23 protein-coding genes and 1 tRNA gene are annotated in these 22,521 nt (G+C 70.9%); 14 read left to right on the top strand and 10 right to left on the bottom strand.

Translation table 11 applies throughout. The features are described from left to right. Positions 1 to 50 precede the first annotated feature (50 nt). The 12 genes from Saso_RS21620 to Saso_RS21675 all read left to right on the top strand — a co-directional run bounded on the left by Saso_RS21620 (position 51) and on the right by Saso_RS21675 (position 11,738). A complete protein-coding gene (locus Saso_RS21620) occupies positions 51 to 458 on the top strand; it encodes an NADH-quinone oxidoreductase subunit A (protein ID WP_189925341.1) in 408 nt (135 codons plus the stop codon). Continuing rightward, on the top strand, positions 449 to 1,111 hold the full coding sequence (locus tag Saso_RS21625) for an NADH-quinone oxidoreductase subunit B (protein WP_189925339.1): 663 nt from the start codon (positions 449 to 451) through the stop codon (positions 1,109 to 1,111). Before Saso_RS21620 ends, Saso_RS21625 begins: the two co-directional genes overlap by 10 nt. Beyond that, positions 1,108 to 2,511, top strand: coding sequence for an NADH-quinone oxidoreductase subunit C (locus Saso_RS21630; RefSeq protein ID WP_189925337.1), 1,404 nt, complete (start codon positions 1,108 to 1,110; stop codon positions 2,509 to 2,511). Before Saso_RS21625 ends, Saso_RS21630 begins: the two co-directional genes overlap by 4 nt. Continuing rightward, the gene (locus tag Saso_RS21635) at positions 2,508 to 3,476 is read left to right on the top strand and encodes a complex I subunit 1/NuoH family protein (protein WP_189925335.1); all 969 of its coding nucleotides are present in this window, start codon (positions 2,508 to 2,510) and stop codon (positions 3,474 to 3,476) included. The genes Saso_RS21630 and Saso_RS21635 overlap by 4 nt, the downstream gene beginning before the upstream one ends. Positions 3,477 to 3,589: 113 nt before the next feature. Further along, complete coding sequence (locus Saso_RS21640) at positions 3,590 to 4,093, top strand: 4Fe-4S binding protein (RefSeq protein ID WP_189925561.1); 504 nt, start codon at positions 3,590 to 3,592, stop codon at positions 4,091 to 4,093. Then, complete coding sequence (locus Saso_RS21645) at positions 4,090 to 4,752, top strand: NADH-quinone oxidoreductase subunit J family protein (protein ID WP_189925334.1); 663 nt, start codon at positions 4,090 to 4,092, stop codon at positions 4,750 to 4,752. The genes Saso_RS21640 and Saso_RS21645 overlap by 4 nt, the downstream gene beginning before the upstream one ends. Then, complete coding sequence (nuoK, locus tag Saso_RS21650) at positions 4,752 to 5,150, top strand: NADH-quinone oxidoreductase subunit NuoK (RefSeq protein WP_189925332.1); 399 nt, start codon at positions 4,752 to 4,754, stop codon at positions 5,148 to 5,150. Before Saso_RS21645 ends, nuoK begins: the two co-directional genes overlap by 1 nt. After that, positions 5,147 to 7,141, top strand: a complete 1,995-nt coding sequence (locus Saso_RS21655) for an NADH-quinone oxidoreductase subunit 5 family protein (protein ID WP_189925330.1) — start codon at positions 5,147 to 5,149, stop codon at positions 7,139 to 7,141. Before nuoK ends, Saso_RS21655 begins: the two co-directional genes overlap by 4 nt. 6 nt (positions 7,142 to 7,147) lie before the next feature. Then, positions 7,148 to 8,746: a complex I subunit 4 family protein gene (locus Saso_RS21660; RefSeq protein ID WP_189925328.1), complete on the top strand. Its 1,599-nt coding sequence runs from the start codon at positions 7,148 to 7,150 to the stop codon at positions 8,744 to 8,746. After that, positions 8,743 to 10,278: an NADH-quinone oxidoreductase subunit N gene (locus Saso_RS21665; protein ID WP_189925326.1), complete on the top strand. Its 1,536-nt coding sequence runs from the start codon at positions 8,743 to 8,745 to the stop codon at positions 10,276 to 10,278. The genes Saso_RS21660 and Saso_RS21665 overlap by 4 nt, the downstream gene beginning before the upstream one ends. A 207-nt stretch (positions 10,279 to 10,485) precedes the next feature. After that, positions 10,486 to 11,349: a zinc metalloprotease HtpX gene (gene htpX / locus Saso_RS21670; protein ID WP_189925324.1), complete on the top strand. Its 864-nt coding sequence runs from the start codon at positions 10,486 to 10,488 to the stop codon at positions 11,347 to 11,349. Next, complete coding sequence (locus tag Saso_RS21675; RefSeq protein ID WP_189925322.1) at positions 11,346 to 11,738, top strand: YccF domain-containing protein; 393 nt, start codon at positions 11,346 to 11,348, stop codon at positions 11,736 to 11,738. The genes htpX and Saso_RS21675 overlap by 4 nt, the downstream gene beginning before the upstream one ends. 261 nt (positions 11,739 to 11,999) lie before the next feature. Here Saso_RS21675 and Saso_RS21680 read toward each other — a convergent pair whose 3' ends face one another. After that, positions 12,000 to 13,250 carry an APC family permease gene (locus tag Saso_RS21680; protein WP_189925320.1) on the bottom strand — a complete coding sequence of 417 codons (1,251 nt, stop codon included), beginning with the start codon at positions 13,248 to 13,250 and terminating at the stop codon, positions 12,000 to 12,002. 186 nt (positions 13,251 to 13,436) lie between these two features. On the opposite strand from Saso_RS21680, the gene Saso_RS21685 reads away from it, so the two are divergent. Further along, positions 13,437 to 13,703 (top strand): GlsB/YeaQ/YmgE family stress response membrane protein, encoded by a 267-nt coding sequence (locus Saso_RS21685; RefSeq protein ID WP_189925319.1) that lies wholly within the window; start codon positions 13,437 to 13,439, stop codon positions 13,701 to 13,703. A gap of 142 nt (positions 13,704 to 13,845) precedes the next feature. Here the strand turns inward: Saso_RS21685 and Saso_RS21690 are convergent, their stop codons facing one another. Beyond that, positions 13,846 to 14,334, bottom strand: coding sequence for a YajQ family cyclic di-GMP-binding protein (locus tag Saso_RS21690; RefSeq protein ID WP_189925317.1), 489 nt, complete (start codon positions 14,332 to 14,334; stop codon positions 13,846 to 13,848). Between the two features lie 225 nt (positions 14,335 to 14,559). Here Saso_RS21690 and Saso_RS21695 point away from each other — a divergent pair. Beyond that, positions 14,560 to 14,641, top strand: a tRNA-Tyr gene (locus Saso_RS21695). Between the two features lie 174 nt (positions 14,642 to 14,815). Here Saso_RS21695 and Saso_RS21700 read toward each other — a convergent pair. From Saso_RS21700 to Saso_RS21735, 8 genes are all read right to left on the bottom strand, one after another. Then, a complete protein-coding gene (locus tag Saso_RS21700; protein ID WP_189925315.1) occupies positions 14,816 to 16,195 on the bottom strand; it encodes a tyrosine-type recombinase/integrase in 1,380 nt (459 codons plus the stop codon). A gap of 61 nt (positions 16,196 to 16,256) precedes the next feature. Continuing rightward, positions 16,257 to 16,445 (bottom strand): helix-turn-helix transcriptional regulator, encoded by a 189-nt coding sequence (locus Saso_RS21705; RefSeq protein ID WP_189925313.1) that lies wholly within the window; start codon positions 16,443 to 16,445, stop codon positions 16,257 to 16,259. 183 nt (positions 16,446 to 16,628) lie between these two features. Then, positions 16,629 to 17,777: a DUF3631 domain-containing protein gene (locus tag Saso_RS21710; protein ID WP_189925311.1), complete on the bottom strand. Its 1,149-nt coding sequence runs from the start codon at positions 17,775 to 17,777 to the stop codon at positions 16,629 to 16,631. Then, positions 17,774 to 18,166: a hypothetical protein gene (locus tag Saso_RS21715; RefSeq protein WP_229901427.1), complete on the bottom strand. Its 393-nt coding sequence runs from the start codon at positions 18,164 to 18,166 to the stop codon at positions 17,774 to 17,776. The genes Saso_RS21710 and Saso_RS21715 overlap by 4 nt, the downstream gene beginning before the upstream one ends. Continuing rightward, on the bottom strand, positions 18,163 to 19,059 hold the full coding sequence (locus Saso_RS21720; RefSeq protein ID WP_189925309.1) for a bifunctional DNA primase/polymerase: 897 nt from the start codon (positions 19,057 to 19,059) through the stop codon (positions 18,163 to 18,165). Before Saso_RS21720 ends, Saso_RS21715 begins: the two co-directional genes overlap by 4 nt. Further along, a complete protein-coding gene (locus Saso_RS21725; protein WP_189925307.1) occupies positions 19,056 to 19,706 on the bottom strand; it encodes a DNA cytosine methyltransferase in 651 nt (216 codons plus the stop codon). Before Saso_RS21725 ends, Saso_RS21720 begins: the two co-directional genes overlap by 4 nt. Further along, on the bottom strand, positions 19,703 to 20,398 hold the full coding sequence (locus Saso_RS21730) for a class I SAM-dependent methyltransferase (RefSeq protein WP_189925305.1): 696 nt from the start codon (positions 20,396 to 20,398) through the stop codon (positions 19,703 to 19,705). The genes Saso_RS21725 and Saso_RS21730 overlap by 4 nt, the downstream gene beginning before the upstream one ends. 95 nt (positions 20,399 to 20,493) lie before the next feature. Further along, positions 20,494 to 22,281: a MarR family transcriptional regulator gene (locus Saso_RS21735; RefSeq protein ID WP_229901426.1), complete on the bottom strand. Its 1,788-nt coding sequence runs from the start codon at positions 22,279 to 22,281 to the stop codon at positions 20,494 to 20,496. Positions 22,282 to 22,521 lie beyond the last annotated feature (240 nt).

Below are 22,521 nucleotides of genomic sequence, written 5' to 3' on the forward strand. Positions count from 1 at the left end.
TCGAACGGCCTGTCGTCGAAGAGACTGAGGTCAGGGAGCGAGGGACGGACGTGCGGGAACGGACCGTCGAGGTCGCGGCGGAAGTCGCGGCGGACTACTTCCAGTCCTACTCCGTCGTCGGACTGCTCGCCGTCGTCGGCGTGCTGTTCGTCGCCGTGGCCTTCGGCGCGGGACGCCTGCTGCGCCCCGTGGTCCCCACGCCGGAGAAGCTTCTGACGTACGAGTGCGGCGTCGACCCCGTGGGCGAGGGCTGGGCCCACACCCAGGTCCGCTACTACGTCTACGCCTTCCTCTACGTCATCTTCGCGGTCGACTCGATCTTCCTCTTCCCCTGGGCGACGGTCTTCGCGGCCCCCGGCTACGGCGCCGCAACCCTCGTGGAGATGTTCATCTTCCTCGGCTTCCTGGCCGTGGGCCTGCTGTACGCCTACAAGAAGGGCGTCCTGACATGGGCGTGACGCCGGACATGAACGCCCCGCAGCAGCCGGAACCGGTACCGCTGCCCGAGCCGAAGCGGCTGGGAACCCTGGCCCGGCTGGCCCCGGAGCCGATGAAGGTGATCCTGAACTGGGGCCGCCGCTACTCGCTCTGGGTCTTCAACTTCGGCCTCGCCTGCTGCGCCATCGAGTTCATCGCCGCGTCGATGGCCCGCCACGACTTCATCCGCCTCGGGGTCATCCCCTTCGCGCCGGGTCCGCGCCAGGCCGACCTGATGGTCGTCTCCGGCACGGTCACGGACAAGATGGCCCCGGCCGTGAAGCGCCTCTACGAGCAGATGCCCGAGCCGAAGTACGTCATCTCCTTCGGCGCGTGCAGCAACTGCGGCGGCCCCTACTGGGACTCCTACTCCGTGACGAAGGGCGTCGACCAGATCATCCCGGTCGACGTGTACGTGCCGGGCTGCCCCCCGCGCCCCGAGGCCCTCCTCCAGGGCATCCTCAAACTCCAGGAGAAGATCGCCAAGGAGTCGCTGAGCGAGCGCTACGGCGCCTCGGCACGTCCTTCGGCGGCGGCCCTCCAGAGCGGCCTCGTCCGGCCCCCGGCCACACCGGCCGCTCCTACCTCCCCTGCCACACCGTCCTCCTCGCCGACTCCGGAGGAGGGCCGATGAGCAACGTCGGCTGGCTCCCCGCCCCCGCCGAAGAGCTCTTCGGCCCCGAGGCGACGGCCGAGGAGTCCTACGACGTCCTGACGGTCGACGTCCCTCCCTCCTCCTGGACCGACGCCCTGCGCGTCGCCCGCGACCGTCTGTCCTGCACCTACTTCGACTGGCTGAGCGCCGTCGACGAACCCGGCACGGGCTTCCGCGTCTCGGCCCACGTCGTGGCGCTCTCCCCGGTGCGCCGCCTGCTGCTGCGCACGACGGTCCCGCACGAGGCCCCGGTCCTCGCCTCGGCCGTCGACGTCTACGCCGGTGCGGCCTGGCACGAACGCGAGACGCACGAGATGTTCGGCGTCACCTTCGAGGGCCACCCCGCCCTGGACCACCTCCTCCTCCCGGACACCTTCGAAGGCCACCCCCTGCGCAAGGACTTCGTCCTCGCCGCCCGCGTCGCCAAGGCCTGGCCCGGCGCCAAGGAACCCGGCGAGTCCGAGCACGGCGGCCCCAAGCGCCGCCAGATGCTCCCCCCGGGCGTCCCCGACCCGAACGAATGGGGCCCCCTCAAGGGCCAACTCCCGCCCGCCCCGTCCCGCCCAGCCCGCCCAGCCCGTCCGGCAGCGGCCCGCCCGGCCGGTGAGCGTCCGGCCGGTGAGCGTCCGGCGGGGGAGCGCCCGGTGCGGGGAGAAGCGGCGACGGGAAGCCCGGTGGGCGACCGTCCCGCCCGCCGCGCCCGCTCCGCCTCGCAGGGCTCGGCCAGCCAGACGCCCATCCCGGCCGCACCGGCAAGCCCGTCCGGCCCGGCCGCCTCGGCCGCGCCGGTGGGCCCGGCGACTCCGGCCGCAGCCACGCCGTCACCGGAGCCGACGGCGCCGGACGCCCCGGGCACGCCCACCAGCCCCGGCGCTCCCGGTGCATCGGGCCCGCCCGTCGCCCCGAGGGGACCGCGTCGCGCGCGCAGTGCCTCCCAGGGATCGGCCTCCCAGCGCACCCAGCCGTCGGCGGCACCCTCCGACACCCCCGCCCGCCCCTCCACGGCGCCCCGCAGTTCGGACGCCCCGTGGCACCACGCCCGCCCGGCCTTCGACGAACCCGAGCAGAAGCCCGAGCAGAAGCCCGAGCAGAAGCCCGAGCCGAGCAAGCCGGGGCAGCCGAGCAAGCCGGGGGAGCGGGGCGAACCGGGAGAGCGGGGCGAACCGGTCGAGAACGCGTCCCCGGAGAACCCGCCCGCGGAGAACGCAGCCCCGAGCCCGAATCCCGATCCTGACCCCGGGCCCACTCCCGAACCGGACCCCGAGCCCACTCCCGAGCCGCAGACCGAGCCGCGGACCGAGAACGAGCCGCGTCCCGCCGCCGAGCCGGGTGGTCCGGAGCGAACCGACCCCGACGATCCCGCAGGAGGCCGACCGTGAACGACGTTCTCGACGTCGCCCTGCGACTCCTGGTCGTCTTCGTCGTCTTCCTCACCTTCCCCCTGATCGTCGGTCAGACCGAGCACAAGGTGATGGCCCATATGCAGGGCCGGCTGGGACCGATGTACGCGGGCGGCTTCCACGGCTGGGCCCAGCTCGTCGCCGACGGAGTCAAGTTCGCGCAGAAGGAGGACATCGTCCCCGCGGGCGCGGACCGCCGTATCTTCCAGCTCGCGCCGGCCGTGGCCCTCCTGCCGTACCTCCTGGTGCTCCTCGCCATTCCCATCGGCCCCGGCGAGGGCGCCGTCGGCCAGACGGTGGACGCCGGGATCTTCTTCGTGCTCGCGGTGATGGGCGTCGGCGTGCTCGGCTCGCTCATGGCGGGCTGGGCCAGTGCCAACAAGTTCTCCCTTCTCGGCGGCCTGCGCACCGCCGCTCAGCTCCTCGCCTACGAACTTCCGATGCTGCTCACCGCCGCCTCGGTGGCGATGGCGGCCGGCACGGTCTCGCTGCCCGGCATCGTCGACGCCTTCGAGTGGTGGTGGCTGCCCTGGCAGATCACCGGCGCGATCGTCTTCTTCGTCGCCGGACTGGCCGAGCTCCAACGGCCGCCGTTCGACATGCCCGTCGCCGACTCGGAGATCATCTTCGGTGCGTACACCGAGTACACGGGTCTGCGCTTCGCTCTCTTCCTCCTCGCCGAATACGCCGGAATCGTCGTCCTGTGCGGTCTGACCACCGTCCTCTTCCTGGGCGGCTGGCACGGCCCCGGAGGCGCCGACGGCCTCGGCTGGGTCTGGACCCTCCTCAAGACGGCCGTCCTCGCCTTCGTGGTGATCTGGCTCCGCGTCACCTACCCCCGCCTGCGCGAGGACCAGTTGCAGAAGCTCTCCTGGACCCTCCTCGTCCCCCTGTCCCTCGCCCAGATCGCCCTCACCGGCATCGTCAAGGTGGTGATCCAGTAGCCATGTCCCGCCCGTCCCCCGACCCGCACCCCTCGACGGCGCCCTCCGAGCGGCCCCGCCGGTCCCTTCCCGGCAGCGGCCTAGCCAAGGGCCTGGCCGTCACCCTGCGCACGATGACGCGGAAGACGGTCACCGAGCAGTACCCGGACGCCCAGCCCGAACTCCCGCCGCGCAGCCGTGGCGTCATCGGCCTGTTCGAGGAGAACTGCACGGTCTGCATGCTCTGCGCCCGTGAGTGCCCCGACTGGTGCATCTACATCGACTCCCACAAGGAGACGGTCCCGCCCGCCGCCCCGGGTGGCCGCGAACGCAGCCGGAACGTCCTCGACCGCTTCGCCATCGACTTCTCCCTGTGCATGTACTGCGGTATCTGCATCGAGGTCTGTCCTTTCGACGCCCTGTTCTGGTCCCCGGAGTTCGAGTACGCCGAGACAGACATCCACGAACTCACCCACGAACGCGACAAGCTCCGCGAATGGATGTGGACCGTCCCGGCGCCACCCGCCCTCGACCCCGCCGCCGAGGAACCGAAGGAGATCGCGGCGGCCCGCAAGGCGGCCGAGAAGCTCGCGGCGGCCCAGGCCGGGCCGGACGAGCCCCAGGGAGGGGCATCGTGACTCTCGCTCAGACGCACCACGGTTTCCTCTCCCCGACCGGTGTCGAGATCGCCTTCCTGCTCGTCGGGCTGGTCACCTTCGGCGCCGCCCTCGTCACCGTGACCACCAGGCAACTGGTCCACGCGGCCCTGTGGCTCGTGGTCGCCCTCGGCGGGCTCGCCGTCGAGTACCTCCTGCTCACCGCCGAGTTCATCGCCTGGGTGCAGGTCCTCATCTACGTCGGTTCCGTCGTCGTGCTCCTCCTCTTCGGTCTGATGCTCACCAAGGCCCCCATCGGCCGCTCCCCGGACGCGGACTCCGGCAACCGCTGGGCCGCCTTGACGGTGGCCGTGGCCGCGGCCGCCGCCCTCGTCTGGGTGGTGGTCGACGCCTTCCGGACGACCTGGATCGACCTGGACGGTCCGGCCGCCGGCTCCACCGAGGTCACCGGAGCGAGCCTCTTCCAGAACTGGGTCCTCCCCTTCGAGGCCCTGTCCGTCCTTCTCCTCGCGGCGCTGGTCGGCGCGATCGTGCTCTCCCGCAAGGCGAAGACCGAATCGAGCTCTCCCCCCATGAACGCCCGGGCCGCCACGAAGAGTTCCCGAACCGTCACAGAGAGTTCCCCCTCTGTTCCGGACGCCCGCAGGAACCCGGCCGAGCAGGAAGGCGGCACCCGCTGATGCACCTCGCCTATCCCGCCGTGCTGTCCGCCCTCCTCTTCTGCACCGGCCTCTACGGCGTCCTCGCCCGCCGCAACGCGATCCTCGTCCTGATGTCCGTCGAGCTGATGCTCAACGCCGTCAACCTCGACCTCGTCGCCTTCGACGTCTGGCTCAGCAGGACCACCGAGGACACCCTGCACTCCGGCCAGGCCCTGACGCTGTTCACCATCGCCATCGCCGCCGCCGAGATCGGCATCGGCCTGGCGATCGTCCTCGCCGTCCACCGCAACAAGGGCACCGCGGACATCGACCGGCTCCGCGACACCGCCGAGGGCCACGAGAGCAGCCCGGACGACCTCCCGAGCGGCACCCCCGCGACCGGTGCGGCCGGCCAGAAGGCCGAGGCCACCGCGTGACCACGACCACCCTCGCCGTCCTCGTCCCCCTCCTGCCCTTCCTGGGCGCCGCCGCCGGCCTGCTCCTGGGCCGCAACGCCCCCGGTTTCGTCCGCCCACTGGCCGTGCTGCCGACCCTCGCCGCACTCGTGGCGGCCGCGATCGTCGCCGTACGCCAGGACGGGGGAGCGTCCGTCGACGCGGCCACCGAACTGACCCCCACCGGCTCGGTCCCGATCGAGCTGTCCCTGCACATCGACGGTTTCGCCGCCCTCGTCGCCGTCGTGGTCGCACTGGTCGCCACCTGCGTCCAGATCTACTCGACCGGCTATCTGCGCGAGGACCCGCGCTACCCCTCGTACGCCGCGCTCGTCTCCCTCTTCACCTCCGCGATGTTCCTGGTCGTCTACACCGGCGACCTGATGGTGCTGCTGGTCGGCTGGGAGGTCATGGGCATCTGCTCCTACTTCCTGGTCGGCCACTACTGGGAGACCCCGGAGGCCCGCGCCGCCTCCCTCAAGGCCTTCCTGGTCACCAAGCTCGGCGACGTCCCCTTCCTCATCGGTCTGTTCGCCCTCGCCACCGACGCCGGCTCCTTCGAGATCACGAAGGTCCTCGACGCCGTCGCCCACGGCGGACTCGACCACCCCACCGTCATCGCCCTGCTGCTCCTCGCGGGCGTGGCGGGCAAGTCCGCGCAGTTCCCGCTGCACACCTGGCTCCCGGACGCCATGGCGGGCCCGACCCCCGTCTCCGCGCTGATCCACGCCGCGACGATGGTCGCCGCCGGTGTCTACTTCGTGGCCCGTCTCCTCCCCGTCTTCGAGGCGTCCCGGGCCGCGATGGTCGTCCTCGCCGTGATGGCCGCCGTCACCATGGTCGGCTCGGGCCTGGCCGCCCTCGCCCAGGACGACATCAAGCGGGTCCTCGCCTACTCGACGATCGGTCAGCTCGGCTACATGACCGGCGCCCTGGCCGTCGGCGATCGCGGTGCCGCCGTCTTCCACCTCCTCTCGCACGGAGCCTTCAAGGCCCTGCTGTTCCTGGCGGCCGGCGTGATCATCCACGCCGCCGGCACCAACTCCCTGGCCGCCATGTCCCGCATGAGCCACCTGCGCGACCGCATCCCCGACGCCTACTGGACGATGACCGTGGCGCTGCTCGCGCTCGCCGCGATCCCGCCGTTCAGCGGTTTCTTCTCCAAGGAGTCGGTCCTCGGCGCCGCCGAGCACGTCACCACCGGTCACACCGAGAACGCGCCCGGCGCGGCCGGTTGGCTCGTCCTCGTCGCCGGTCTGATCACCGCCCTCCTCACCGCCGCCTACGCGGCCCGCCTCTGGCTGCTCACCTTCCACGGCCGCGGCACCGAGGCCCCCGACCACGGCCGCCAGCCCCTGACCATGACCGTCGTGCTCTGGGTCCTGGCCGTTCCGTCCCTCGCCCTCGGCGGGTTCGCCTACCGCACCCTCCCCGACTGGTTCGACGGCAACGACCTCGCACCCACCCTCACCACCTCCGTCCTCGGCACGGGCGTGGCCCTGGCCGGCGGGCTCGTCATGTACGCGGCCTGGCGCCATGTCGCCGGACTCGCCGCGCGCGTCCCCCTCGGCGCGGTCGCCGCTCATCCCGAGGGCGACGCGGGCCTCGTCGAAGCGGAAGCCATCGCGACCCACACACCGGCCTACGGAGACGTGGCCTCCGCCCCGGACCCCGCCGACCCGGGCCGGCTCCTGCTCGGCCCCCTGCACCGCCACGCGGCCGCCGGCTTCCACCTCGACGCCGTCTACGACGTGCTGTTCGTCCGCCCCGTCCAGGCCGGCGCGAGCCTCGTCCGGTTCCTCGACCGCGAGGTCGTCGACACCTACGTACGCGGCGCGGGCGCCCTGCCCCGCTGGCTGGGAGCCGCCGTACGGCGCGCCCAGACCGGCAACGTCCAGACCTATGTGAGCGCGCTGCTCGCCGGCACCGTCGTCCTGGCGGTCGCCGCCCTTCTCGTCGCCTCGGGAGCGTGAGCGCGCGTGATCGATATCAACGAGTCCGTGATGCAGTTCCTTCTGGCGTTCATCGTGGTCGGCCCGCTCCTCGGCGCCGTGGCCGCCCTCCTCCCGGCCCCGCCCGGGCTGAAGGGGAAGTCACCCGAGCAGGCCGTGCTGCGGCACGGCGTGACCGTGACCGGCGTGATCCTCGTCGCCGCCGTCGTCCTCGCGCTCGGCTTCGACCACGACCACCCCTCGACGATGCAGGCCGTCACGGACATCAGCTGGATCCCCGCGCTCGACGTGCGCGTCCACCTCGGCGTCGACGGCATCTCCCTCCCCCTCCTCGTCCTCACCGCGCTGCTCACCTTCCTCTGCGCGGTCTACTCCTACTTCAGGCAGCAGCGACAGCAGCCGACGACCGGGGCCCCCGAGCCCTCCCCGAAGGCCTTCGTCGCACTCGTCCTGCTCCTCGAGTCGGGCACGCTCGCCACGTTCGCCGTCCTCGACCTGCTGCTGTTCTTCCTCGCCTTCGAGACCGTCCTGATCCCGATGTACTTCCTCATCGCCCGCTGGGGCGGCGCGGGCCGGACCCGGGCCGCCTGGAAGTTCATCCTCTTCACCCTGCTCGGGTCCGTGGTCATGCTGCTCGGCCTGCTCCTGATCGGAATCAAGGCGGGCACGTTCGACATGGTGGCACTCGCCACTGACAACGGCCGGTCGCTGACCACATCCGTGCAGGTCGTCGCGGTTCTCGCGATCGGGATCGGGCTTGCCGTGAAGACCCCGATGTGGCCCCTGCACAGATGGCTGCCCGACGCCCACACCGCCGCCCCGACCGTCGGCTCGGTCCTGCTGGCCGGAGTGCTGCTGAAGATGGGGACCTACGGGTTCGTCCGGATCCTGCTGCCGGTCGCACCCGACGGCTTCCGCACCTTCGCGCCCTACCTCGCCGCCTTCGCCGTCGTCGGCATCATCTACGGATCGCTGGCCTGCCTGGCCCTGGCCAAGCAGGGCGCGAAGGGCGACCTCAAACGCCTCATCGCCTACTCCTCCGTCGGCCACATGGGCTTCGTCCTGCTCGGCATCGCCACCATGACCCCGACCGGCGTGAACGGCGCCCTGTTCGCCAACATCGCCCACGGACTGATCACCGGCCTCCTCTTCTTCCTGGTCGGCGCCCTGAAGGACCGCACCGGCACCACCGACCTGGACACCCTCGCCGAGCGGACCGGCGCCGCCCTGTACGGCCGGACGCCCCGCCTGGGCGGACTCCTCGCCTTCGCCGCCGTCGCCTCGCTCGGCCTGCCCGGCCTGGCCGGCTTCTGGGGCGAGATGCTGGCCCTGTTCGGAGCCTTCGACCCCGCCCACGACCTCAGCCGCCCCGCCTTCCTCACCTTCACGGCGATCGCCGCGTTCGGCACCCTGCTCACGGCCGCGTACCTGCTCACCGTCGTGCGCCGCGTCTGCATGGGGGCCGTCCCCCAGGACGCCCCGCGCCTCGCCGACGTGCAGACCTACGAGATCGCGGCCTGGGCCCCGCTCGTCGCCCTCACCGTCATCGCCGGCCTGTGGCCCAAGGTCCTCCTCGGTCTGACCGACCCGGCCGTACAGCAGCTCCTCGCAGGAGGCACCCGATGAGCTCCCTGGCCCAACCCGTGTTCCAGCCTCTGGCCGGATCGTCGGTCCAGTCCGTCGACTGGCTCACCATCGCACCGCCCACCCTCGCGGCCGTCGTCGCGATCGTGGTCCTCGTCGCCGACCTGTTCCTCGGCGACGCCCGCAAGCCGCTCCTCGGCTGGCTGTCGGTCGCGGGCCTCGTGGCCGCCACGGCCCTCCTGCTGCCCCTCCTGGACGGCGACCGCTCCACGTTCTGCCTCACCGGCGACACACGCGTGTGCAGCTACACGGCGGACCGCTTCACCCTCGTCATCCAGTTCCTGGTGCTCGCGGGAGCGCTGCTGGCGGCCCTGCTGTCGGTCACCGCCCTCAAGGACGCGCGCGGACGGCTCCCCGAAGGCGAGTTCTGGTTCCTGCTGCTGTCGTCGGCCGCCGGCGCGGCCCTGCTGCCCGCCTCCCGCGACCTCGCCACCCTCGTCGTCGCGCTGGAGGTCGCCTCCCTGCCGGCCTTCGCCCTCGTCGGCATCCGGCACGGCGACCGCCGGTCCTCCGAGGCGGCCCTCAAGTTCTTCCTGTCGTCCGTCACCGCCACCACCGTCAGCCTCCTGGGCATCAGCTTCGTGTACGCCACGACGGGCACCCTCTACCTGACCCAGGTCGCCGACCGGATCCAGCACGTCGACGGCCGGCTGAGCACCCTGGCCCAGACGGGTGTGGTCCTCACCCTCATCGGCTTCGCGTTCAAGACGGCCGCGGTGCCCTTCCACTTCTGGGTCCCCGACACCTACGTCGGCGCCCCCCTGCCCATCGCCGCCTACCTGTCCGTCGTCGGCAAGGCCGTCGGATTCTCCGGCCTCATCCTCGTCACCGTCGTCGCCTTCCCCTCGTACGCCGACGTCTGGGGCCCCGCGCTCGCCGCGCTGGCCGCCCTCACCATGACCGTCGGCAACGTCGGCGCCCTCCGCCAGCAGGCCACGCGCGCGTACAGCGCCGTGCGCCTGCTCGCCTGGTCGTCCGTGGGCCAGGCCGGCTACCTCCTCGTCCCGATCGCCGCCGCCGCGTACTCCGACGACGCGGAGCACGCCGTCGGCTCCACCGTCGCCTACGCCCTCATGTACGCCGCCGTGAACCTGGGCGCGTTCGCGGTGGCCGCCCTGGTGGGCCGCACCGGCGCCACGAACCGGATCACGGACTACCGGGGCCTCTACGCGAGGAACCCACTGGCGGCCCTCCTGCTCGCCTTCTTCCTGCTCTGCCTCGCGGGTCTGCCGCCGGGCATCATCGGCCTCTTCGCCAAGGTGACCGTCTTCTCGGCCGCCGTGGACGCCGGCCTGGGCTGGCTGGCGGTCGTCATGGCCGTCAACGTGGTGATCGCCCTGTACTACTACCTCCAGTGGACGGCCCTGCTGTTCCGCGCCCCCGAGGGCGAGCCGGAGAAGCACCGCGTACCCGCCCCGCTCACGATCGCGATCAGTCTCACCGCCGCCCTCGGGATCGCCCTCTCCGGGGCGCCGCAACTCATCCTGCGGTTCACCGACACCGGCCTCTTCTGAACCGTCACGCGCGCGCAGGGGCCCGCGCTCACCCGAACGGCCCACCGCCCGCCCGCAGGCACCAGGGAACTCGTGTCTCCCGCCTGGCGTTGACCAGTACGGGAGGGTGCACTGGGTGTGACACCACGACACAGTGCCCTTGGACAACGACAACGACAGGACTCGCAGGCAAAGGGTTCCCCTGCCGCACGATCTGGAGGGCGTACCGTGCACCGCCGGCACAACGGGCTCAGGACCGCAGTACTCCTCGGGGGGCTGTCCGCCCTCATCATCCTCATCGGCAGCTTCTTCGGCCGCACGGGGCTGATCGTCGCGGTCCTGATCGCGCTCGGCACCAACGCGTACGCCTACTGGAACAGCGACAAACTGGCGCTGCGCGCGATGCGCGCCCGCCCCGTGAGCGAGTTCGAGGCCCCCGCCCTGTACCGGATGGTCCGTGAGCTCTCCACACAGGCCCGCCAACCCATGCCCCGCCTGTACATCTCCCCGACCGAGGCGCCCAACGCCTTCGCCACCGGCCGCAACCCGCGCAACGCCGCCGTGTGCTGCACGGAAGGGATCCTGCGCCTGCTCGACGAGCGAGAACTGCGCGGCGTCATCGGTCACGAACTCAGCCACGTCTACAACCGCGACATCCTGATCTCCTCGGTGGCGGGCGCCCTCGCCTCCGTGATCATGTTCCTGGTCAACTTCGCCTGGCTGATCCCGATCGGCCGCTCGGACGACGACGACGGCCCCGGCATCCTCGGCATGCTCCTGATCATGATCCTCGGGCCGCTCGCCGCCAGCCTCATCCAGCTCGCCATCAGCCGCTCCCGGGAGTACGAGGCGGACACCTCCGGCGCCCGGCTCACCGGCGACCCGCTTGCCCTCGCGAGCGCGCTGCGCAAACTGGAGACAGGGACCAAGCAGCTCCCGCTGCCCCCGGAGCCCCGCATCGAGACCGCGAGCCACATGATGATCGCGAATCCCTTCCGCCCGGGCCAGGGGCTCTCCAAGATGTTCTCGACACACCCGCCGATGGCGGACCGCATCGCCCGCCTCGAGAAAATGGCAGGTCGTCACCAGTGAAGACCATTCTGAACGTCATCTGGCTGGTCCTGAGCGGCTTCTGGCTGTTCCTGGCCTACTTGGCCGCCGGAGTGCTGCTCTGCATCACGATCATCGGCATTCCTTTCGGCATTGCCGCGTTCCGTATCGGGGTCTACGCGCTCTGGCCCTTCGGCTACACGACGATCGAGCGCCGGGACGCGGGGGCGCCCTCCTGTGTCGGCAATGTGCTCTGGCTGGTCCTCGCGGGCTGGTGGCTGGCCATCGGGCACATCGTCACCGGGCTGCTGCTCTGCCTGACGATCATCGGCATCCCGTTCGGCGTGGCGAACTTCAAGCTGATCCCCGTCTCGCTGTTCCCGCTCGGCCGGGAGATCGTGCGCACCGACGAGCCGTTCGCGGGGCGCTGACGAGGCGGAACCGTCCGCGTCCGCCGGCCCCGGTCCGACGGCCTGCGCCCGGCGGTTTTCCACAGACGGCAGGTTGTCCACAGGCCCACCCGCTTGTCGGTGGCGGCTTGCATCATGAACGCATGACCGAGATCGAGCAGTTGTGGGGGAGGGCGGTCGGCCCGACCCCGTGGACGGGGTCGGGGTTCCGCATACGCACGGTGGCGACGACCCGGGCGAGCGGCACCTCGTAGCGGCCCGCCGCCTCGTACGCCCGTACGCCTAGCGGGCGGCCGACCGGCGGCGTACCGCGTAGGCGAGCACGCCCGCCAGCAGTACTCCCGCGCCCACGGCGACGGAGGTCCCCGGCAGCGCGAACGCGAGGACCACGCACCCCAGGAACCCCAGCGCGGGCAGCAGCCGCTTGGACGGCGCCGGATCGAGCGTCCAGGCCGACGCGTTGGCCACCGCGTAGTACGTCAGCACACCGAAGGAGGAGAACCCGATCGCACCCCGGACGTCCACCGCGGCGGCCAGGACCGCGACGACCGCGCCCACGGCGAGCTCCGCCCGGTGCGGCACCCGGAAGCGGGGATGGACGGCCGACAGGACGCCGGGCAGATGCCCGTCACGAGCCATCGCCAGCGTCGTGCGCGAGACGCCCAGGATGAGGGCGAGCAACGAGCCCAGCGCGGCGACGGCGGCCCCGGCGCGTACCACCGGCGTCAGCCCGGGCACCCCCGCCGCCCGGACCGCGTCGGCCAACGGAGCTTCCGCCTGCCCGAGAACGACCGGACCCAGCACGGAGAGGACGGCGACCGCCACACACGCGTACACGACCAGCGTGATGCCCAGGGCCAACGGAACCGCACGCGGGATGGTCCGCGCCGGGTCGCGCACCTCCTCGCCCAGGGTCGCGATGCGGGCGTACCCCGCGAAGGCGAAGAACAGCAGGCCGGCCGCCGTCAGCACGCCACCGACACCCCCGGAGATCCCGACGTCCAGCCGCCCGCCGTCGGACCGGCCCGACCCCAGGCACACGACCACCACGCAAGCGAGCACCGCCAGGACCACCGCCACGATCACCCGCGTCAGCCACGCCGACTTCTGCACGCCTCCGTAGTTCACCGCGGTCAGCGCCACCACGGCCGCCACCGCCACCGCGTGCGCCTGACCCGGCCAGACGTACGCCCCGACCGTGAGAGCCATCGCCGCACAGGAGGCCGTCTTACCGACCACGAAGGACCAGCCCGCCAGATATCCCCAGAAGGGACCGAGGCGCTCACGGCCGTACACGTACGTGCCGCCCGACGCCGGATAGAGCGCGGCCAGCCGCGCCGAGGACATCGCGTTGCAGTAGGCGACCACCGCGGCGAGGGCGAGGGCGAGCAGCAGCCCGGAACCCGCGGCGTGCGCGGCGGGAGCCAGTGCGGCGAACACGCCGGCACCGATCATCGAGCCGAGCCCGATGACCACGGCGTCCCCGACGCCCAGCGTCCGCCGCAGTTCCGTACCCGACCCGGACTGTTCCATGAACGGCACCCTAGTGAGCGACGGAACCGTCGGGTGCCGTCGGGGCGTCGTCCTCATCAACATGACACGAACCCGCGTGCGGCGCAGGACGCGGGGCGCGACGGAACCGAGCACGGCCCGTCCGGAGCGAGCTACATCACAGTGCCCCGACAGCGCGGGCACAGCGCGGAAGGGCAGGTTCAGGGCATGAGCATCATCAGCTGGATCATCCTGGGACTGTTGGCCGGAGTCATCGCCAAGGTGCTGCTGCCGGGGCGCGACCCGGGCGGCTTCGTCGGCACGACCCTCATCGGCGTCGCGGGCGCCTTCATCGGCGGCTGGATATCGGCCCGCTGGCTGGACCACCCCATCACCAAGGACTTCTACGACGGGGCGACCTGGGCCGCGGCGATCGGCGGTTCCCTGGTGCTGCTGATCGTCTACCGTCTGCTGTTCGGCAACTCACGCGACTGAGCGCCGAGGCCGGCCCACGGCATGCCGCCGGGAGCACCCTCCCGTGGCGGACGGCGGCGGCCGGGCGACGCTCCAGCGTCCCCCGGCCGCCGACCGGGCCGTCGATCCGGCCATCGCCCGCCGGGCTACGAGTGGTTCCGGATCACCGGTAGTTCACGAACTGCAGGGCGAAGTCGAAGTCCTGGCCCTTGAGCAGGGTGATGACGGTCTGGAGGTCGTCACGGCTCTTGGAACTGACGCGCAGTTCCTCGCCCTGCACCTGGGCCTTCACACCCTTGGGGCCCTCGTCGCGGATGAGCTTCGCGACCTTCTTGGCGTTCTCCTGGGAGATGCCCTCCTTGATCTCGGCGAAGAGCTTGTACTCCTTGCCGGAGAGCTGGGGCTCGCCCGCCTCCAGCGCCTTCAGCGAGATCCCGCGCTTGATCAGCTTGGACTGGAAGACGTCGAGGACGGCGTTCACCCGGTCCTCGGAGTTCGCCTCCATCAGGATCTTCTCTCCGGACCACGAGATCGAGGCGCCGACGCCCTTGAAGTCGTAGCGCTGCGAGATCTCCTTGGCGGCCTGGTTGAGGGCGTTGTCGACCTCCTGCCGCTCGACCTTCGAGACGATGTCGAAACTGGAGTCGGCCATGTCCTGTGGCTCCTTGTATCGGGGTCCGTGTCGGGTGCGTATCGGCGCACGTGGGGGTGACCGCCGAGCCCGGCGTGATCCCGGGCCGCATCCGCACAAGCCTAGTCACCCCGCCCCCTCCCGGCGTCGAGGAATCAGGTGGCGAAGCACCCCTGGGCATCGGGTATCGTTTACGTCGTTGCCAGGGAGCACCGCCGAAAAGCGGTTCGAACAGGCGGCAAACCCGGCGGTGTGCCCGAGCGGCCAAAGGGAGCAGACTGTAAATCTGCCGGCTCAGCCTTCCCAGGTTCGAATCCTGGCGCCGCCACGCTGAGGGAAACCCCCTCCGACCAGCCTTAACGGCAGGTCGGAGGGGGTTTCTTCGTTCCGGGCGCTGTTCGATTGACCGTGGACGACGTGTGGACGTGTCTCACCTTGTACCGCCCGTTTCCCACTCTCGACCAGCCTGTGTCCCCCAGGTGTCCCCCGGGGGAGAGCTTGATCACTCCGGCTCGTTCCACTCCCGAAGGGCCGCATCGATTCGGCTGTTCGCGTGCTCCCGTGTCTGGTCGAGCACCTTGGCGTACACCTTGTGCAGTACCGCGATGCTGTGTCCTGCGCGGCGGGCGCACTCCATCGCGTCCACCCCGGAACTGAGCCAGAACGAGACGCCGGCGTGCCGCAGGTCGTAGGGACGACGCGCCAGGAGCGAGGCCGTTTCCGCCTCGCTGAGCACGTCTTTCCGGGCCTTGGCCCACACCTCCCCATAGCCGGTCTCTTGGAGTAGGCCGTCACGGTTCGTCCGGAAGAGTCGGCCGTCGGGCGCTGCGCCGTGCGTGGCGATGTGCTGCCGCAGCAGACGAACGAAGTGCGGCGGGATCGGCACCGGGCGGGAGTCCTTCTTGGCACGGGCCTTGAGATGGCGCGTCTCATGCGCCGTTCCGTCGTTGGTCCAGCTCCGTCCGGCCCGGACAACGCCTTGCCGCAGGGTGAGCATCCCCCACCCCGTTTCCGGGAGGTGGCACTGACTCACGCGCAGTCCGGCGGCCTCAGCGGGACGCATGGCCGCGTAGTACAGGCACCCGAAGAATGCTTCCAGATGCCGCCCGCGGGGGCCCTGCTCACGCACCCCTGCCAGCAGCGCGCGAACCTGGCGGGGGTTGGCAACGCTCTCGGGGTCCACCGCTTCCACCGACTTCGGGGCGGTCCACTTCACGGCCGTGATCGGGTTGACCGGCATGGTGAAGTACTGCTCTTCCACGGCGAGTCCGAGTACGTCACTCAGGCAGGCCCGCTTGCGCTTCGCGGTGCGCGGTGCTGCCTCCTTTCCGTCCAGCCGTAAGGACAGTGCGTCCAGGGCCAGACGAACGGTCGCCGGGTCCTCCAGCGCTGAGACCGGCATGGAGTGCTTGGAGAGCCAGGTGAGGGCGCGGGCCACATCGTCCGGCGGGGTCTCGTTCCAGCGGTTCCGGTTGTACGCCCATCCGTACAGCGCACGCCGCATAAGCGCGGTGTCGGGCATCCCCGTCTTCGTCTTCACCAGTGCGGGGGTGATGGTCGCCAGCGCATCGGCGTAGTTCTTCCGCGACTTCGCCGGGGCCAGCGCCCACTTGCGGTCGACGTACGCGCGGCTGTGCTCGTACCAGGTGATGGAGCCTTGCTTGGCACGCAGCTCGGATACGGGCAGGCCCGTTTCCTCGTCGAACTGGTCACCGCGCCGCACGGCGGACATGAGTTCCGAGCGGCGCCCCTCGGCCTGGACCTTGAGTGTGTAGCTCTTGGAGTGCTTCCGCTCCCCGACCAGCCAACGCAGGCGGTAGGGCTTCGGGCGATCCTTGCGAACCTCGATGGAGTAGAGGCGAACGTCGTAGGTCAGTGCCATATGAACTCCAGAGGGGCCCGCCGGAAGCGGGCCCCTCGTGTCTCGTGTGTGCGGGAGGTGGTCAGGCGGCAGCGTCTTCCATGGACGACCACCACGCGTCGAGGTCGGTGCGGCGGCAGCGAAGCTGACCGTTGGGGAGCTTGATGAGCTTCGGGGCCTTGCCCCGGGCGCGCATGCGGTAAAAGGCGGCGCGGCTCATCTCGATCTCTTCGAGGACTTCGGGGAGCTTGAGCATCTTGGGGCGTGCCAAGGCGAAGACTCCTTCTTGGATTCTGCGGGAGGGGGGTACCTCTGAGGGCCGCTACTTCCGCTACCGCCGCTACCGCACAGGTCAGGGGCCTGTTCGAGGTAGCGGGAAGGGGTAGCGGTAGCGGATAGGTAGCGGCCGGGTAGCGGCAAGTTCCGACGCTTGCCGCTACCTCATAGCTGCTGGTCAGGCAGCGTTTTCCATGCCCGGTAGCGGAGGTAGCGGACTTTCCGGGGGAGGGGGGCAGTAGCGCGCCCACGCGTCCCAGAGATCGGCGGCGTAGTAGCCCTTGAGGACGCTGCCGGCGGCCTTGATGTTGCGGGAGGCGATGGGCTCGTTGTCGGCCGTCATGTACTCGGCGAGCATCTTGGACAGGCGCCGGTTGTCGAGCGGCTTGCCGTTGAGGTCGGCCCACGGGGCGTCGTCCATGGCGTTGAGCCTGTCCAGGATGGCGACGGTGGGCAGGCGGTCGATGCCGAGCATGACGTGGTCGCGCAGGTCGGTCAGCAGCCGTACGCCCATGCTGCCTTTGTCGTTGGCCCGGGAGGCTTTGACGAGGGTCAGACAGGCTTCCCGGGCCCGGTCGGGCCAGTCACCGTCGGCCGCGTCGGCGATGGCCAACAGTGGCTCCCACACGTCCGCCGGCCGGTCGGCGACTCCGTCCGGCATGTCGGGCCACGCGCCCATGACGAACCCCCGGGCCTGTTCCGCCCACGTGGCGAGCCGGTCACGGAGCTTGTGCCCCTCCGCCTCGTGAATGCGGGCCCGGAAGGGCTCCACCTTCTCGTTCCTGGCACGGCGGCGCATGCGGATGATGACGGAGCGGGTCAGGATCGTGTCGGGCAGCGAACCGAGACCCGCGACCGCGACCGCACAGTACGAGGGGAACGCCTGAACGGTCTGGTTACCGCCGTCGCCGATGCACCGGTAGGTGACGCCGGTGCGGCGGTGGCCGGCGTTGAGGAACCCGCGCAACTCCTCGTTGTCGCCTGCTTTGGGGCCGAAGACGGTGTCGATCTCGTCGAACAGGATCGTGGGCTTGCCGCCGGGCCCGGAGACGGACCGGAACAGGGCGGCGGCGGACGCGTTGACGGCTGTCATGGGCTGTGGCACGAGGGTTTCCACGATCTCCAGTGCCCTGGTCTTGCCTGACCCCGGTTCGGGGGACAGGAAGGCGATGCGGGGGGTGGAGTCGAAGCAGTCGAGCAGGTGGGCGTGCGCGTCCCACAGGGTGACGGCGACGAACGCGGCTTCGGTGGGGAAGACGTTGAAGCGGCGGTGGAAGGCTTCGACCTCGGCGAGCAGGGCGGCGCCGTCGATGGGGGGCTCGGTCATGCGGCGGTCCTCCGTTCGGTGAGCGCGGCGGGGGTGCCGGTGCAGAAGTGCTTGTGGGCGGCGTAGTCGGCGACCAGGTCGGCCACGGCCTGTTGGCCGGTGGCCGTGGTGGTGTGGCCGCAGGGGCAGGCGTAGGCGGCGGTGGGGGTGTCGCTGTAGCGCTTGGACCAGCGGGCGCCGTCGTAGTGGTGGCGGTAGACCGGCGGGGCGTAGATGCGGATCCCAGGGCTTTCGGGCGTCGGGTCAACGCCAACAGCAATGGGGACGCCCTTGCGGGCGGCGACCTTCGGCACGCCCACGGCCGCCGTCTCCACAGGCTGTGGAGCGGCATCCGGTCCGGCCGGGGTTGGGGTGATGCTCTTCAGAAGGGGGCGGGTGGGGGTGCTCATGCCGCGTTCCCCCTGCGCTGCTGGTTGTGGGTGATGGACCAGTTGAGGGCGCTGCGCAGGGTCGAGCGGCACTCGGCGACGGTGAGGCCGGCCGCCTCCCCTGCCTCCTGAAGAGCCTGCTCAACCGTGTGCCGGGGGAGGTCGCCCCACGCGACGAACCGCCCCACGGCGCGGGCGGCACGGAACAACGTCGCTTCCCGCGCCCCGGGTTGGGCCGTGGCGACATTCCGTGCCTCAGCGGTGAGCGCTACATCCGCATATCGGCTAGCTTGCCCCGGTAAGGCCCCTGAGGGGGCCTGAGGCGCCCTGGGAGCCGGTTGCAGGATGCTTTGGAGCCAACCGGGCAGTGGAACCGTCTCAGGGCCGCACAGCGCTTCGTAGGGTCCGGCGGGGGTGGTGGAGCCGGCGGCGACGACGTATCCGCCCCATGCCCGGGTGTCGACCAACTCGCCGACGGTTCCAGCCGTGTTGGTCAGCCGGATACCGTCCGGGACGGTGAAGTACAAGTGGGTTCCGCCGCTCGCGGTCCGGGTCCGGTAGGTGGCGGGGACGGTGTGCCCGGCGCGCTCGCAGAGCGCTCCGAAGGTTGCCGCGCCGTCAGGCGCGTCCGAACTGTGTTTGTCCTTGGGCATGTCCAGGTCGACGACTAGCAACCCGGAGGGGCCGGTGGCGATCCCGACGTTGAACGGGCCGTGGGACCAGGTGGCGCGGATTCGGTCTGGGTCGGTGGTAGCCCGCTCCTCCCACTTGCGGTGCCCGCCGGCGCACGGGCCGGTGCGGGGGCATGCCTGCTCGCCGTGCAGGGCGGGCCGCTTGGTGCCGGGGCGCAGGGGGAAGACGTGCCAGCCGTGCGCGGACGCGTCCAGGGCCGCGTTCAGGAGACCGTGGTTCATGCTGCCGCGCTCCCTTCCAGGGTGAGGTACTGGGCGGCAATCCAGTGGGTGTAGGCGGGGGGTACGGCTTTGCGGGCTTCGAGGTTGGTCATCCAGGTGCAGCCCATGGCGTCCGCGTAGGCGCGCTCGCCCTTGTGCTCGAAGACGAGCAAGCCCTTGCGGTGCCAGCAGGGCGCGACCAGGTCGCCGCCCCCGCCCCAGGACGTCTCGAACACGCGGTGACGGCGCACTCTGAGGCCGAACTGCGTCCCGCACAGCAGGTAGTCGGGGCGCAGGATTCCGGCGGTGGCGGTCTCGGGGACGTTCTCGATGACCCACGGCCGTCCGGTGGCCTGCATGACCTCCCGGCCGGGGCCGATTAGGTCGGGGTGGTCGTCGGGGTTGCCGCGCCACCTGGTGACGGTGGCGTACCGCTCGCAGGGCCAGGAGCCGTGGACCAGGTCGAAGGTGTGGCCGTGTTCGGCGGTGTAGTCGATGCCGTCGGCCTGGACGAACGGGAAGGGGTAGTTGGGCTGCGGGCGGTTGTCGACGCCGACGACGTCGAACCCGGCGAGGTAGTAGCCCATGGACAGTCCGCCGGCGCCGCAGCACACGTCCAGCACCCGCAGGCCGTTCGGCCGCCGCAGCGGCAGCACCCGCGCGTTCACGCGGCCACCCCCACACGGTCCGTGGCGAGCAGGGCCAGGGCGGCGCGGCCGATGTGTTCGGTGTAGGCGGGCGGGATGCACTCGCGGATGCCGTCGCGGTTCATCCACGGCACACCGAGCACGCGGCGGGCCAGGTCGACGCCGGAGAAGTTGCCGACGAACTGCCCGTAGCGGCCGGGTGGGACGGGGCGGCCCATCTTGGCTTGCGGGACCAAATGCGCGGGGTGGTCCGGCTGGGCGAGGTGGAAGCCTCCGCCGGTCTCGAAGAACCGGTGCCGGTAATTGGCGAGCCGGAACATCTGCCCGCACAGCATCACCGGAGCGTGCAGTTTGTGCACCGCCCCGCGCACGTTCTCCATCACCCACGGGCGCCCCGTCGTCTCCAGCGCCGTGCGGGTGGGCTCGATCAGGTCGGGATGGTCGTTGGCCTGGATGCGCTGGCACTCGCTGTCGTGCTGGCACGGCGGGGAGGCGTGGATGAAGTCGAACTCCGCGCCGTGGTCCAGGACGAACGCGACCGCGTCGGCCTGGACGAAACGGAACGGATAGCGAGGCTGGGGGTCCTTGTCGATGCCGGTCACGTCAAACCCGGCATCGTGGTAGCCCTTGCTGGCGCCGCCCTGGCAGCAGTACAGGTCCAGTAAACGCGGGCGCCGGGCGCGCACTCGCCGGAAGTCGGTTGGTTGGGTCATGCTGGAAGTCCTCCACAGGTCTGTTGCTGGGCTGGTGGATTGGCGGCGGCCCCGGTTCTTGGCGGAAGGGGGCCGCCGTCGTCTTGGGTGGTGGTTCAGGCGGCGGCGGGCTCGTCGCCGCGCGTGGCGGTCAGTCGGCCGTCTAGGGCGCGGACGACGGTGCCGCCGGTGGTCAGGGTTTTGACGGCCTTGGACACGGCGCCCTTGGACAGGCCCGTGAGGGTGACCAGGTCCTTCTGTGCGACCGGTTCGTCGGCGGTCTCGATGGCCTTCAGCACGCGGGCGACGGCGCTGTCGGTGGCCGGTGCCGCCTCGGGTGCGGTGTCCTTGACGAGGGTGAGCGTGGGGGCGCCCGCGGCTTCCACCGTGGGCGCAACCGAACGGGACCAGGGGGTGCGGTCGGGCAGGGCGATGACGACGGACTTGTCCATGTAGCGGACCTTGACGGGGTCGGGCTTGCGCTTGCCGTCGCGGATGAGCGCCACACCGGGCACGGGCAGCTCGTCGGCGTTCCAGCCCTTGGCCTGAGCGTCCTCACCGAGCACCACGCGCGCTTCGGCCGGCGTGCGTACGGCCAGGCAGATGGACACGCCGATCTGCGGGGCGATCTGCTTGGGAATGCCGTCACCGATGGTGGGCTTCTGCGTCATCCACCACAGGTCGATGCACGCCGCGCGGCCCATCCGTGCGATGGACTCCAGGCCCGGCAGGGCGGAGCGGTTGACGGTGCGGGTCTTGCCGTCTGCGGTCTCACTCTCGCACGGGACCTTGTCGGCGGCCGTCATGACCTCGGCTCCCTCGTCCACGACGACCGTGATGCGCGGCCGGTCGGCGGTGGGGGTCCAGGTGTCCTGTCCCTTGGGCAGGATGGCGAGCCGTTCCAGCATCTCCGTCTCCAGCTCGTCAACCACGTCGACGACTTCGCGCGGGGTGGAGGCGACGCGGGCGCGGTGGTCCCACAGGCGGCCTTCCACGCGCTTGAGGTCGATGATGACGAGCGCGTTCGTGGCGCCCTCGGAGGCGTCGAACAGCAGCGGCCGGGAGGCCACCGACTTACCGGCGCCCGAGCGTCCGGCGATGAGCAGCCGTTCCCCGAGCGGCACGGTGACCTGTTCGCCGGTGACGGTGTCGATGCCGAGGGAGCGCCGCTCGGGCGTCCACTTCAGGTCGTCGCCGTCGGCCGCGCTGCGGGTGCGCAGGGTCAGTTCGGCCCAGCCGCCTTGCTTGCCCGCCTTGATCTGCATGCGCAGGCTCGTGCGGGCCCCGAGCAGGTTGCGGATGTGGTCTTCGGCCGCGCGGAGCTTGGTCGCGGTCCACGTGCCGTCGAGGCGGACGGCGCACACGATCCCGGCTTCGGTCAGCCGGGGCCGTCCGGTCAGCGTGCCCGACAGGCCGCGCTGTTCGGCGTGCTCCTTCCAGTGCTGCGGCTGAAGACGCTTGAGCAGCGCCGACTCTTCAGCGGTGGGCTTCAGTCCGCTGGTGTCGCGCTCACGCACGGCGATCCACACGGACAGGGCGGTGACGGACGCGACGACGGCGACGGCCGACCACACCCACGCGCGGGTGGAGACGTGCGGCAGCCACACGTACCCCGCGACGCCGAGCGCGGCGGCGGTCTTGGTGGCGAACAGCCACATGGGGTCGGGCACACGGCGCTTGGCGGTACGCAACTCCCGTTCGGCGCGGTGGCGGATGGAGGTGACGCCCTCGGGGTCGATGGCGCGTGCGGTGGCGAGCGCGCGGCGGGCATCGCGCACCAGCGGCTTGCGTTCGGCACGCAGGGCGCGGCGGCGCTCGGTTTCCTTGCGGTAGTGGTCGGCGCTCCAGTGGGCGGCGGTGGCGGCGTACTGGCGGTGGGTGCGCCAGACTTGTCCGTGACTCACGGGTGTCCTCATTTCCGGGATCAGTGGGTTGGTGGTGACGGGTCCTGCGACGGCCCGTCACCACACACAGGTGTTACGCGGAGTGAGCGTGTTTCCGGTTTCCTGGTTTCCGAGGGGGCCTCTACGCGTGCGCGCGCGAGGACGGAAACTTCCGTCACCCTGCGTCGCTACGGGGCCTGTGGGGGCCGAACAGGCTTCCGGGGGTCAAACACCCCATGGAAGGGGGCTCAGGCGCCCTGG

Origin of the sequence: Streptomyces asoensis, from assembly GCF_016860545.1 — a bacterium.
GTDB classification, from domain to species: domain Bacteria; phylum Actinomycetota; class Actinomycetes; order Streptomycetales; family Streptomycetaceae; genus Streptomyces; species Streptomyces asoensis.